The sequence below is a fragment of the Bacillus sp. LR--39 genome (assembly GCF_053613335.1).
Genome location: NZ_JBSIOT010000959.1, coordinates 1 through 680, shown reverse-complemented (window position 1 = coordinate 680; position 680 = coordinate 1). Strand labels below are relative to the sequence as shown.

Sequence of the window (680 nt, the reverse complement as noted above, 5' to 3'; positions counted from 1 at the left end):
GGACTTAATTGCTTTTTCCCTGGTATTCATCAGTATGAAACATCCTGTGCCGTATGTGTTTTTCCCCATGCCTTCTTCAAAGCATGCCTGGCCGAACAATGCGGACTGCTGGTCGCCTGCCGCTCCCGCAATCGGGATATTTTTTCCGAAGAAGTGATAATCAACAGTCTCCGCATACACATGGGAGGACGGCTTCACTTCAGGGAGCATGGATTTCGGTACGCCTAGAATGTCGAGCAGTTCATCGTCCCATTTTAAATCGTAAATATTAAACATCAGTGTTCTTGAGGCATTGGAGTAATCGGTCACATGCGCTTTTCCGCCTGACATTTTCCAAATGAGCCACGTATCAATCGTTCCAAACAGCAGCTCGCCTTTTTCCGCTTTTTCTCTCGCGCCTTCCACATTGTCTAAAATCCACTTCACCTTCGTGCCGGAGAAGTATGGATCGATTAAAAGCCCAGTTTTTTCTCTGAATTTATCATTATATCCTTTTTCACGAAGTTCCTCACAAATGCCGGACGTCTGTCTGGACTGCCAAACGATTGCATTATAGACAGGACTTCCTGTATCTTTATCCCACACAACCGTCGTCTCGCGCTGGTTCGTGATGCCGATGCCGGCAATTTGAGAAGCGCTGATTCCTGATTCAGAGATGACTGAGGCGATAACCGCGAGGA

The 680-nt window shown here is 47.1% G+C and carries 1 protein-coding gene; it reads right to left on the bottom strand.

Annotated features, from left to right (window positions below; all coding sequences use genetic code 11):
• The coding region (locus ACWHAR_RS27755) for an FGGY family carbohydrate kinase (protein WP_452088524.1) at positions 1–680 on the bottom strand (680 nt) is incomplete at both ends.